10 protein-coding genes and 1 riboswitch are annotated in these 12,333 nt (G+C 69.9%); of the genes, 8 read left to right on the top strand and 2 right to left on the bottom strand.

Going from position 1 to position 12,333, the window contains the following annotated elements; genetic code table 11:
- Window positions 1–156 precede the first annotated feature (156 nt).
- Window positions 157–921, bottom strand: coding sequence for a hypothetical protein (locus tag ACFYZE_RS21730; RefSeq protein WP_388996393.1), 765 nt, complete (start codon window positions 919–921; stop codon window positions 157–159).
- Between the two features lie 307 nt (window positions 922–1,228).
- Here ACFYZE_RS21730 and ACFYZE_RS21725 point away from each other — a divergent pair, with 307 nt between their 5' ends.
- The 8 genes from ACFYZE_RS21725 to ACFYZE_RS21690 all read left to right on the top strand — a co-directional run bounded on the left by ACFYZE_RS21725 (window position 1,229) and on the right by ACFYZE_RS21690 (window position 9,964).
- Entirely contained in the window at window positions 1,229–2,398 is a 1,170-nt protein-coding gene (locus ACFYZE_RS21725) for a glycosyltransferase (RefSeq protein WP_388996391.1), read from the top strand.
- Window positions 2,399–2,755: 357 nt separating this feature from the next.
- A complete protein-coding gene (locus ACFYZE_RS21720) occupies window positions 2,756–3,640 on the top strand; it encodes a glutathione S-transferase C-terminal domain-containing protein (RefSeq protein ID WP_388996388.1) in 885 nt (294 codons plus the stop codon).
- A gap of 88 nt (window positions 3,641–3,728) precedes the next feature.
- Window positions 3,729–3,838, top strand: a riboswitch (SAM riboswitch).
- A 328-nt stretch (window positions 3,839–4,166) separates the two neighbouring features.
- A complete protein-coding gene (locus tag ACFYZE_RS21715; protein WP_388996385.1) occupies window positions 4,167–5,150 on the top strand; it encodes an amino acid ABC transporter permease in 984 nt (327 codons plus the stop codon).
- A complete protein-coding gene (locus tag ACFYZE_RS21710; RefSeq protein WP_388996382.1) occupies window positions 5,147–5,932 on the top strand; it encodes an amino acid ABC transporter ATP-binding protein in 786 nt (261 codons plus the stop codon). Before ACFYZE_RS21715 ends, ACFYZE_RS21710 begins: the two co-directional genes overlap by 4 nt.
- Before the next feature lie 76 nt (window positions 5,933–6,008).
- Entirely contained in the window at window positions 6,009–7,034 is a 1,026-nt protein-coding gene (locus tag ACFYZE_RS21705; RefSeq protein ID WP_388996379.1) for a transporter substrate-binding domain-containing protein, read from the top strand.
- Between the two features lie 101 nt (window positions 7,035–7,135).
- Window positions 7,136–7,246 (top strand): putative leader peptide, encoded by a 111-nt coding sequence (locus ACFYZE_RS21700; protein WP_388996376.1) that lies wholly within the window; start codon window positions 7,136–7,138, stop codon window positions 7,244–7,246.
- 111 nt (window positions 7,247–7,357) lie between these two features.
- Window positions 7,358–8,566: an LLM class flavin-dependent oxidoreductase gene (locus ACFYZE_RS21695; RefSeq protein WP_388996373.1), complete on the top strand. Its 1,209-nt coding sequence runs from the start codon at window positions 7,358–7,360 to the stop codon at window positions 8,564–8,566.
- Window positions 8,567–8,587: 21 nt separating this feature from the next.
- Window positions 8,588–9,964 carry an NtaA/DmoA family FMN-dependent monooxygenase gene (locus tag ACFYZE_RS21690; RefSeq protein ID WP_388996370.1) on the top strand — a complete coding sequence of 459 codons (1,377 nt, stop codon included), beginning with the start codon at window positions 8,588–8,590 and terminating at the stop codon, window positions 9,962–9,964.
- Between the two features lie 135 nt (window positions 9,965–10,099).
- Here ACFYZE_RS21690 and ACFYZE_RS21685 read toward each other — a convergent pair whose 3' ends face one another.
- Window positions 10,100–12,319, bottom strand: a complete 2,220-nt coding sequence (locus tag ACFYZE_RS21685; protein ID WP_388996367.1) for an NADP-dependent isocitrate dehydrogenase — start codon at window positions 12,317–12,319, stop codon at window positions 10,100–10,102.
- Window positions 12,320–12,333: the final 14 nt, after the last annotated feature.

Below are 12,333 nucleotides of genomic sequence, written 5' to 3'. Positions count from 1 at the left end.
GCACGCACGATGACATGGGGAACTCATGTTTCCGCAGAGGCCTTTGCCATTGTTTTGGGGCTTCTGGTGCATGAGTTGCCACAGCCGGAGCCGCCCCCCGGGGTGCTCACAGGAGGGCGGCTCAGGCAGGGCGGGGCCCGTTTGACCAAGCTGAGCCTAGGCGGGCGTGGTCAACTGGACCCAGGGGTTGTCGTCGCAGTCGAGCGAGGGTCCGGACGGGACGACGGTACACGTGGTCTCGAACACCGTCCCGGCAGTGGTGATGACATCGATGCGGACCGGGTGGTTGTCCGATGCGGACGCGCCGTGCTCGTTGATGGACACGGCGCACGCGTTCTTCGGGTAGTTCGCGTGGTTGGGGGTGCTGAGGTCGGTCCACACGAAGGCGCCGGTCACAGGCGGCATGCCGGTGTCGCTACGAATTCCCGCGAACGTCCGTCCGTCGGGGGTCAGCGCGGCTCGGAGGTCGAAGTTGCCGGTCTCCTGCACCGCGTCGATGTCGATGCACGGACCCGCGGCACCCGTGCCACCCGTGGCACCTGTACCACCGGTGGCACCTGTACCACCCGTGGCACCCGTGCCACCCTTACCACCTGTGCCACCCGTCGCACCGGTGGCACCCGTCGCACCGGTGGCCCCCGTCGCCCCCGTCGCGCCGCGGCACTTGTTCTTCTCCTTGTTCTTGTCCTTGTCCTTGTCGTGGTCGCCCCCGATCCCGACCGCGCGGTGGTTGTCGTCGTCGCACTTGTCGCCGCCGGACGACACGGTCCTGTGCGCGTGGGCGTTCTGCGAGGCCAGGGCGGCGGGGGCGGCCACGCCGGTGGCCATCACCATCGCGAGCGAGGCGATCATGCCGGCCTTTTTGAACCTGTCTCGCGCCAGCGGCCCGAGCAGCGATGTCGTCCTGTACTCAGGACTCATGTGTGTGCTCCTTGTGTCAACCTCTTCGGGCAGGTCCCCGAATCCGAGAGTGAGCTTGGCCCAGGCAAAACAAACAATTGCGACTTCTCGCCCAAAACACGCACACACATCAGCAAATCGGTCTAAGCGGGGTGCCTTGATGAGGCGATGACCATTGAACGATGAGGATTCCCAGCGCTTCGCGGTGCGCGGCCAATCGGGCGCCGTTGCGTCCCGCCCTCCGCGTGGATGGGTGGGAGTGGAACCGGCCTGTGTCACATTGACCGCCTCTCCATCAGGACATCGTCATCCCGAGACCGGTGAGGCCGTGAGCAAGCAGACCATCTGCCTCTGCATGATCGTCAAGAACGAGGCGGGCGTGATCGAGCGGTGCCTCGGCTCCGTACGCCACCTGATCGACACCTGGGTGATCTCCGACACCGGTTCGACAGACGGCACCCAGGACCTCGTCCGCACGATGCTCGACGGCATCCCCGGCGAACTCCTCGAAGAACCCTGGATCGACTTGGGCCACAACCGGACGCGGAACATCCGGCACGCCCGCGGCAAGGCCGACTACATCCTCACCCTCGACGCCGACCATGTCATGCGCCAGGACGCCCCGCTGCCGCACCTGACGGCGGGTTCGTACCTGCTGCGCCATGACGTCCCGGGCGCCCCGCACCGCTTCAAGCACCTCATGCGGGGCGACTGGCTGTGGCGTTACGAAGGCGTCGCCCACGAGCCCCGCGCCGACGAGCCCGACGTCGAGGAGGTCCTCGACGCGCTCGTCATCGAGGACCGCGCCGACGGCGGCTGCCGCAGCGGCAAGCTCGAGCGCGACGCGCGCCTGCTGCGCCGTGAACTCGAAGGTGACTCCTCCGACGCGCTGACCGTCTTCTCCCTGGCCGGGATCGAGCGCGAGCTGGGCCACACGGAAGAAGCGATCGCGCTGTACGAGCGGCGTGCCGCGATGGGTGGCCGGCCCGAGGAGGTGTACTGCTCGCTGCTGGAGGCCGGCATCCTCAGGGCCGAGAAGATGGACGACTGGGCCGGTGCGATGGACGCGTTCTCCCGGGCCTGGGAGTCGCGCCCCCGGCGCTTGGAGGCCTGCTACGAACTGGCCTCGCGGCTGCGCGTCCAGGGCCGTCACCACATCGCGTACTCCATCCTCGGTGCCGTCGTGGGCCGACCGGAACCGGACGACCTGTTCACCAAGCCCTGGGTGTACCGCTGGGGTCTGCTCTTCGAGTTCTCGATCGCGGCCTTCCATGTGGGTGACCACGCCGGCTCCCTGCGTGCGTGCGACCTGCTGCTGGCCATGCCGGACCTGCCGGACGCCGTTCGCCGCCAGACCGAGGCCAACCGGGAGTTCGCGGCCCTGGGTGCCGCGGGCGTGCCCAAGCCGTACTCCCCGACGGCCCGGCCGAAGGCCGCCCGAGTGGGAAAGGCCGCCAAGCGGTCGAAGGCCACGAAGACGACGAAGCGCAAGCGCTAGGCCTTGCCGGCGTCGGAAACCCCGCCTTCACCGCCTTCCCGGACACCCCCCTTGACGTGCGCCTGAGCCGGATCGACACTTCAGAGGAGATTTCCTAGTGGACAGGTAGGGAAACATGGGGTGCCTGAGGCCGGTCATCAGCCGTGTTCACCGCGCGCGCCGGCAGTCCCTCCTGCTGACCTCCCGCCGTCACATCGATCTGCTGCGCGTCTGCAGCGCGAGCAGCCCCCGGCGCTGAACCGGCGGAGCCACGCCCCGCCCCCGGCCCCCGCCACCTCGCGCCGTTCGCGCCGGGGAGCGCCGCCTGCCCGTGGGCCACACCCCCGCACCCTCGCGTCCCAGAACCCCGGGAGAGACATGTCCGCCCATGCCCTGACCGCACTCCCGTCCGCACAGCCGGTCCCCGCCTTCCGCGGCCGGATCGGCTGCGACGCGCGCAGCGGCCACTACGCCGTGCCGCGCCGCTACCGTCTCCACCTGTCCCTTGCGTGTCCGCACTGTCTGCGGATAGCCATCACGCACAGCCTGCTCGGCCTCGAGGACGTCTGTCCCGTCACCCTGCTGCCCGCGGTGCCCGACGGACCCGGCGGCGAGTACTCCGCGCTGCGTCCGCTGTACGAGGCCAGTGCCCACCGCTACCCCGGAGCCGCCCTGGCACCGGTGCTCAGCGACGACTGGTCGGGCCGGATCGTCAGCACCCACGCTCCGGACATCATGCGCGACCTGGCGCGGCACTTCGGCACCGGCCACCCCGCGTTGTATCCGCTGGGGTCGAACGCCGAGATCGAGGGCGTCCAGCGGCTGTGCGAGCAGGGCATCGACGGGGCCGCCCAGCGCGCCGGACGGGTCGACGCCGGCACGGAGGAACGGGACGCCGCGCTCACCTCGCTGCTGTGCACCCTGCGGTCGCTGGACGGACGGCTCGCCCGTCAGGAGTACCTGCTCGGTGACCGGCTCACCGCAGCGGACGTGGAGTTGTGGGTGAGCCTGGTGCAACTCGACACCGTGCACCGCTGGCACCTGGACGCCGCCGCCGTGCACCGCATCGCCGACCACCCGCACCTGTGGGCGTACGCCCGCCGGCTGGCCGCGCACCCGGCCTTCGGCCCGCACCTCGACCACGCCGGCATCGCCCGGCGGCATCACGCGCACTGTCGGGGACTGGAGGCCGCGGGCGCCGCGGTGCAGATCCTGGACTGGGCCTCGCACGTCCCCAACGCCGCCGCCGACTGGACCGGTTGAGAGGGAGAACGGCGTCGCTGAGCACGTATCACCTGCTGGACGCACGTTGACATTGCCTGTGGCGCCTGTATTGACTTACGGCCAGAAAGGTCATGAGCGTCAGCGACAAGCCCTGGCTGGCTGACCGGCAACCCTCGCACCGCGGTGGGGTGCCCCAGGTGACGACCCGACCGGACGACGTTTCGGTAAGCGCTTGGCCCCCCGGGCCGGAAGAACGACGGAGACAGTGATGTACGCAGCCTCGAGGACAGCCGCGGTGCGGCTCCCCGGCTGCGTCCTGCTGTGCGCCAACCGTTCCGTCGACCTGCTCCGCGTCAGCAGCGCACTGTGTACCGCCCCGGGCTCTGCCCGCTGTCACGGCTGACGGCGTTCTGAATCCCTGACGCTCACCGCCGCCGCGGTGTGCCCTCGTCCCGTCCCGTCCCCGGTGCACTCACGCTTCACCAGCCTCGTCACGCCGCGGCCCGCGCCGCCGGGCGGTGCCGTGGCGCGCCGCCCGGGGCGTCCGACTCCGCTGGAGCCTGTCATGAGTGAACCCCCCGGAGCCGCCGTGTCCCTCGCCCCGGCGCCACCAGACGAAGACATCGCGGCCACGCCCCCCGCGGCCCAGCGGGTACTGCCCCTGCGCCGGCCGGGCCGCTGGATCGCCACGGCGATCGTGCTGGTCCTCGTGGCCCAGTTCGTCCACGGCCTGGTGTCCAACCCGTTCTACCAGTGGAACCGCTTCGCCTACTGGTTCCTGCGCCCCACGATCCTCGACGGGCTGCTCATCACGCTCGAAGTCACCGCACTCAGCGCCGTGTTGGGCCTGATCGGCGGAATCGTGCTCGCACTGGCCCGGCTCTCGAAGAGCCCGGTCCTGCGCGCGGTCAGCTGGACGTACGTATGGGCGCTGCGCTCCATACCGCTGATCGTGGTGCTGATCTTCTTGTACAACTTCAGCGCCCTGTACAAGACGCTGAGCGTCGGCGTGCCCTTCGGCCCGGCCTTCTTCAGCTTCGACGAGTCCAAGCTCGCCACCGACATGGTCGTCGCCGTCGTCGGGCTGAGCCTCAACGAGGCGGCGTACGCGGCGGAGGTGGTCCGTGGCGGCATCCTCTCGGTCGACCAGGGCCAGCACGAGGCGGCCGCCGCGCTCGGTCTGCCGAAGGGCCACCAGTTCAGGCGGATCGTTTTTCCGCAGGCTCTCAGGTCCATCACCCCGAACTACGTCAACCAGCTGATCGGCCTGATCAAGAGCACCTCACTGGTGTTCTACGTGTCGCTGCTCGACCTGTTCGGCTCCGCGCAGACCATGGGCAGCACCTACCCGGGCGACATCGTGCCGCTGCTGCTGGTCGTCACCGTCTGGTACCTGATCCTGACGAGCCTGGTGTCCGTCGTCCAGTTCTACGTCGAGCGGTACTACGCCCGCGGTGCCACCCGCGCGCTGCCGCCGACCCCGTTGCAGAAGCTCCGCACCGGTCTCGCCGAGCTGCGGGCCCGTGCGCGCAGGGAGGCCGCCGTATGACCACCGACACGCTTCAGACCCGCCCCGCCGCCATCCAGGTGCACGACGTGCACAAGGCGTTCGGCACCCACCAGGTGCTGCACGGCGTGGAGTTGACCGTACGGCCTGGCGAGGTGACCGTGATCCTCGGTCCGTCCGGCTCCGGCAAGTCCACGCTGCTGCGGGTGATCAACCACCTGGAGAAGCCCGACCGCGGCTATGTCAGCGTGGGCGGCGAACCCATCGGCGTGCGCCGGCACGGAGACCACCTCAAGGAGCTGAGCGAGCGGGTCATCCTGGGGCAGCGCAGCCGCATCGGGTTCGTGTTCCAGAACTTCAACCTCTTCCCGCACCTGACCGTGCTGGAGAACGTGACAGCGGCGCCGGTGGCGACCGGCAAGCTGACCAAGCAGGAGGCCCGGGACCTGGCCCTCGACCTGCTCGGCCGGGTCGGACTCGCCGACAAGACCGGCTCCTACCCGCGGCAGCTGTCCGGCGGCCAGCAGCAGCGCGTCGCCATCGCCCGCGCGCTCGCCCTGCGGCCCGGCGTCATCCTCTTCGACGAACCCACCTCCGCCCTCGACCCCGAACTCGTCGGCGAGGTGCTGGCCGTCATCAAGGACCTGGCCGGCGGCGGCACCACGCTGGTCATCGTCACCCACGAGATCGGCTTCGCCCGCGAATGCGCCGACCGGGTGATCTTCATGGACGACGGCCGGATCGTCGAACAGGGGCCGCCCGCCCAGGTCCTGGACAACCCGCGGCACGAGCGGACCCGGGACTTCCTGAGCAAGGTGCTCTGAACCCGCCGGTCCCGCACTCCTCTCACGACCTCCCCCCAACGCCACCAACGCCACCGCTCACAGAACAAGGACAACCATGCCCACCACCGGTCTCCGCACCCGACTCCTGCGCGGCCTCACCGCAGGCACCGCCGTCGCCTCCCTCGCCGCCGGACTCGCCGCGTGCGGGGGCGAGAGCGACGCCGCCACCAGCACGGACAGCGCATCCTCCGGCACGGTCACCGTGGGCCAGCTCTCCAACGGCGCCGCCACGCAGACCGCCCTCAAGGTGTCCGAGGTGAAGTCCCTCAACGCCGAACTGCCCGACGCCATCCGCAAGAGCGGCAAGCTGGAGATCGGCATCGGCGCCCTGCCCTCCGGCTTCGCACCGCTGGCGTACGTGGGCAGCGACCAGAAGACCCTCACCGGCGCCGAACCCGACTTCGGCCGCCTGGTCGCCGCCACCCTCGGCCTCGAGCCCGTGCTGAAGAACTTCACCTGGGAGAACCTGTTCGTCGGCATCGACAGCGGCAAGGTCGACGTGGCCTTCTCCAACGTCACCGACACCGAGGAGCGCAAGAAGAAGTACGAGTTCGCCTCCTACCGGCAGGACAACCTGGCCTTCGAGGTGCCGAAGAAGAGCACCTGGAACTTCGGCGGCACCTACGAGAACCTCGCCGGCAGGACCGTATCCGTCGGCTCCGGCACCAACCAGGAGAAGATCCTCCTGGAGTGGAAGGCCAAGCTGGCCAAGGAGGGCAAGCAGCTCACCGTCAAGTACTACCCGGACCGCAACGGCACCTACCTGGCGCTGTCCAGCGGCAAGATCGACGCCTACTTCGGCCCCAACCCCGGTATCGCCTACCACATCAGGCAGGTCGCGAACACGCCCCAGGCGACCCGCAACGCGGGCGAGTTCTCCGGCGCCGGCGAGTCCCTGCAGGGCCTGATCGCGGCGACCGCGAAGAAGGACAGCGGGCTCGCGAAGCCGCTCGCCGACGCCGTCAACCACCTGATCCAGAACGGCCAGTACGCCAAGTGGCTGGCCGCCTGGAACCTGTCCAACGAGGCCGTCGCCAAGTCCGAGGTCAACCCGCCCGGGCTGCCGCTCGACAACTCCTGACCGAAGGGATTCCCGGAGTGCGGAACAGACGGCGGAGCCGGGCTGTTGTCGTTGACGACGAGCTGCGCGCCACGACGGCCGTACGGACGGAGGTGCAGGACGTGACCCGTACCGTGCACGCCCGCGTCCTGACCCCGTCCCGCCGTCCGCTTCTGCACTCCCGGGCCCACATCGATCTGCTGCGCGTGGCCGGCGCGCTCTGTTGCTCCTGACCGTCCCCAGCCCTCGGCCGGGGGTACCCCCCGTCTCGCTGCGCCCGCCCTCCGCCGCGCCCGCTCACCCCGGCCGGCGTTCCTGTACGGACTTCAGGAAGGCACCCACTCGTGTCCTCGACTTCCCCTTCCCCCCTGCACCTTGCCGTCGCCCTGGACGGCACCGGCTGGCATCCCGCCTCCTGGCGCGAGCCCGTGGCCCGGCCCCGGGACCTGTTCACGGCCGGATACTGGGCCGACCTGATCGCCGAGGCCGAAGGCGGTCTGCTCGACTTCGTGACCATCGAGGACGGGCTCGGACCCCAGTCCTCCGACTTCCTCGACCCGGACGAGCGCACCGACCAGGTGCGCGGACGCCTGGACGCCGTGCTCATCGCCTCCCGTGTCGCGCCACTGACCCGGCACATAGGGCTGGTGCCGACCGTGGTGGCCACCCACACGGAGCCGTTCCATATCTCCAAGGCGATCGCCACTCTGGACTACGTCAGCACGGGCCGTGCGGGCCTGCGCGTACAGATCACCGCGCGTCCGAACGAGGCCGCGCACTTCGGTCGCCGCACGATCCCGAGGATCTACGCCTACGACAGCCCGGACGCCCAGGGCGTCGTGACCGACCTGTTCGACGAGGCCGCCGACTACGTCGAGGTCGTCCGGCGCCTGTGGGACAGCTGGGAGGACGACGCGGAGATCCGGGACGTCGCCACCGGCCGCTTCATCGACCGGGACAAGCTGCACTACATCGACTTCGAGGGCAAGTTCTTCAGCGTCAAGGGACCGTCCATCACGCCCCGACCGCCGCAGGGCCAGCCGATCGTCACCGCTCTCGCGCACCAGACCGTCCCCTACCGGCTGGTGGCCCGCCAGGCCGACATCGGCTACGTCACCCCGTACGACGCCGACCACGCCCGGGCGATCGTCGCCGAGATCCGTGCCGAGCAGGAGAGGGCGGGCCGTGCCGAGGAGCCGCTGCACGTCTTCGGCGATCTCGTGGTCTTCCTGGACGACGACCCGGCCAGGGCCGCGGCCCGCAAGCAGCGCCTGGACGATCTCGCCGGACACGAGTACACCAGCGACGCCCGCGTTTTCACCGGCACCCCCGCTCAACTCGCCGACCTTTTGCAGGAGTTTCGGTCCGCAGGACTGACCGGCTTCCGGCTGCGCCCCGCGGTCGCCGGCCATGACCTCCCGGCCATCACCCGGGGCCTGGTCCCCGAGCTCCAGCGCCGTGACGCCTTCCGCCGCGCCTACGAGTCCGACACCCTGCGCGGACTGCTCGGGCTAGCCCGCCCCGCCAACCGCTACGCCGCAGCGACCGCCTGAGCCGGAGGGACCGCACCCACCATGAGCAAGCCGCTGAAGCAGATCCATCTGGCCGCCCACTTCCCGGGCGTCAACAACACCACCGTGTGGAGCGACCCGGCCGCCGGCAGCCACATCGAGTTCAGCTCCTTCGCCCACTTCGCGCAGACCGCCGAACGCGCCAAGTTCGACTTCCTGTTCCTCGCCGAGGGCCTGCGCCTGCGCGAACAGGGCGGGAAGATCTACGACCTGGACGTCGTGGGCCGCCCCGACACCTTCACCGTGCTCGCCGCCCTGGCGGCCGTCACCGACCGGCTCGGCCTGACCGGCACCATCAACTCCACGTTCAACGAGCCCTATGAGGTGGCCCGCCAGTTCGCCAGCCTCGACCACCTCTCCGGCGGTCGCTCGGCGTGGAACGTCGTCACCTCCTGGGACGCCTTCACCGGCGAGAACTTCCGCCGCGGCGGCTTCCTGCCGCAGGAGGAGCGCTACTCCCGGGCGAAGGAGTTCCTGGCCACGGCGAACGAACTCTTCGACTCCTGGCACGGCGACGAGATCCTCGCCGACCAGGCCGGCGGCACTTTCCTGCGGGACGCCAGGGCCGGCGCCTTCGTCCACCAGGGCGAGCACTTCGACATCCACGGCCGGTTCAACGTCCCGCGCAGCCCGCAGGGCCGCCCGGTCGTCTTCCAGGCGGGCGACTCCGAGGAGGGCCGCGAGTTCGCCGCGTCCAGTGCCGACGCCATCTTCAGCCGGCACGCCACCCTGGAGGCGGGCCAGGCCTTCTACGCGGACGTCAAGGGCCGTCTGGCCAAGTACGGACGCCGGCACGACCAGTTGCTCATCCTGCCCGCCGCGACCTTCGTCCTCGGCGACACGGACGCGGAGGCCGAGGACCTGGCCCGCGAGGTGCGCCGGCAACAGGTCAGCGGCGCCACGGCCATCAAGCACCTGGAGTTCGTCTGGAACCGGGACCTGTCGGCCTACGACCCTGACGGCCCGCTCCCCGACGTCGACCCGAACGTGAGCGAGGAGCACATCTCCCGCGGCCGTGCCCAGGTGCGCATGTACCGCGACCCGCTGGCCACCGCCCGCGAGTGGAGGGAGCTCGCCGCCGCCAACAACTGGTCCATCCGCGACCTCGTCATCCACACCGGCAACCGGCAGACCTTCGTCGGCTCCCCGTCCACCGTCGCGAAGACCATCAACGAGTTCGTGCAGACCGATGCCTCCGACGGCTTCATCCTGGTGCCGCACATCACCCCGGGCGGGCTGGACCCGTTCGCCGACAAGGTCGTCCCGCTCCTGCAGGAGCAGGGAGTCTTCCGCACCGACTACGAGGGCACGACCCTGCGCGACCACCTCGGCCTCGCCCACCCGGACACCGGGGCGCCCAGGGAGCAGGCGGCGTCGTGAGCGTGCCGCTCTGCGGGACACTCCTTCCAGTCGAGGCCCGGTACTGACAACGAGGTGGTCGGCCGGACCATGCGCGACCGCCCCGGCCGGATCGGATCCGGCCGGGGCGGCTGTCACGCGGACAGGGCTGCCGTCCTACGCGAGCGACGCCAGCGCCTCGTTCCAGGTCGCCGACGGGCGCATGACCTCGGCGGCCTTCGCCGGGTCGGGCTGGTAGTAGCCGCCGATGTCGGCCGGCTTGCCCTGGACGGCGACCAGCTCCTCGACGATCTTCTGCTCGTTGGCGGAGAGCGTCTCGGCGAGCGGGGCGAACGCCTTGGCCAGCTCGGCGTCGTCGGTCTGCCTGGCCAGCTCCTGCGCCCAGTACAGGGACAGGTAGAAGTGGCTGCCGCGGTTGTCGATGCCGCCGACGCGACGGGTCGGGGACTTGTCCTCGTTGAGGAAGGTCGCCGTGGCGCGGTCGAGGGTGTCGGCCAGCACCTGGGCACGGGCGTTGCCCGTGACCTTCGCGTACTGCTCGAAGGACGGCACCAGGGCGAAGAACTCACCCAGGGAGTCCCAGCGCAGGTAGTTCTCCTTGACCAGCTGCTGGACGTGCTTCGGGGCGGAGCCGCCGGCGCCCGTCTCGAACAGGCCGCCGCCCGCCATCAGCGGGACGACCGACAGCATCTTGGCGCTGGTGCCCAGCTCCAGGATGGGGAACAGGTCGGTCAGGTAGTCGCGCAGCACGTTGCCGGTGACGGAGATGGTGTTCTCGCCGCGGCGGATGCGCTCCACCGACAGCTTGGTCGCCTCGACGGGGGACAGGATCCGGATGTCCAGGCCCTCGGTGTCGTGCTCGGGCAGGTACTGCTTGACCTTGGCGATCAGGTTCGCGTCGTGGGCGCGGGTCTCGTCCAGCCAGAAGACGGCCGGGTCGCCGGTGGCGCGGGCGCGGGTGACGGCCAGCTTGACCCAGTCCTTGATCGGGGCGTCCTTGGTCTGGCAGGCGCGGAAGATGTCACCGGCGGAGACGGTCTGCTCGATGACCACGTTGCCGTTGCCGTCGACCAGGCGGACCGTGCCCGTGGCCGGGATCTCGAAGGTCTTGTCGTGGCTGCCGTACTCCTCGGCCTTCTGCGCCATGAGGCCGACGTTCGGAACCGAGCCCATGGTGGCCGGGTCGTAGGCGCCGTTGGCGCGGCAGTCCTCGATGACGGCCTGGTAGACGCCCGCGTAGCTGGAGTCCGGCAGCACCGCGAGGGTGTCGTGCTCCTGGCCGTCCGGGCCCCACATGTGGCCGGAGGTGCGGATCATGGCCGGCATGGAGGCGTCGACGATCACGTCGGACGGGACGTGCAGGTTGGTGATGCCCTTGTCGGAGTCGACCATGGCCAGGTCCGGGCCCTCGGCGAGCTCGGCGTCGAAGGAGGCCTTGATCTCGTCGCCGTTCGGCAGGGCCTCCAGACCCTTGAAGATGCCGCCCAGGCCGTCGTTCGGGGTCAGACCGGCCGAGGCGAACGTCTCGCCGTACTTCGCGAACGTCTTCGGGAAGAAGGCGCGCACCACGTGACCGAAGATGATCGGGTCGGAGACCTTCATCATCGTGGCCTTCAGGTGCACGGAGAACAGGACGCCCTCCTCCTTGGCCTTGGCGACCTGCGCCGTGAGGAACTCGCGCAGGGCGCCGACGCGCATCACGGAGGCGTCGACGACCTCGCCCTCGAGGACCGGCACGGACTCGCGCAGCACCGTGGTCGAGCCGTCGTCGCCCTTCAGCTCGATGCGCAGCGAACCGGCCTCGGAGATCACCACGGACTTCTCCGTGGAGCGGAAGTCGTCCACGCCCATGGTCGCCACGTTCGTCTTGGACTCGGAGGTCCAGGCGCCCATGCGGTGCGGGTGGGTCTTGGCGTAGTTCTTGACCGAGGCGGGGGCCCGGCGGTCGGAGTTGCCCTCGCGCAGGACCGGGTTCACGGCGGAGCCCTTGACCTTGTCGTAACGGGCGCGGATCTCCCGCTCCTCGTCGGTCTTCGGCTCGTCCGGGTACTCCGGCAGCGCGTAGCCCTTGCCCTGCAGCTCGGCGATGGCCGCCTTCAGCTGGGGTACGGACGCCGAGATGTTCGGCAGCTTGATGATGTTGGCTGCGGGGGTCTTGGCCAGCTCGCCCAGCTCCGCGAGGTGGTCGGCGATCCGCTGGTCCTCGGTCAGGTACTCCGGGAAGACCGCGAGGATGCGCCCGGCCAGCGAGATGTCACGGGTCTCGACGGCGACGCCCGCCTTCCCGGCGTAGGCCTTGACCACCGGCAGGAAGGAATACGTCGCCAGGGCCGGGGCCTCGTCAGTGTGCGTGTAGATGATGGTCGAGTCAGTCACCGGGTGCTCCGCTC

Source organism: Streptomyces sp. NPDC001796 (assembly GCF_042892355.1).
GTDB lineage: Bacteria > Actinomycetota > Actinomycetes > Streptomycetales > Streptomycetaceae > Streptomyces.
This window is presented reverse-complemented; position numbering and strand designations above follow the sequence as displayed.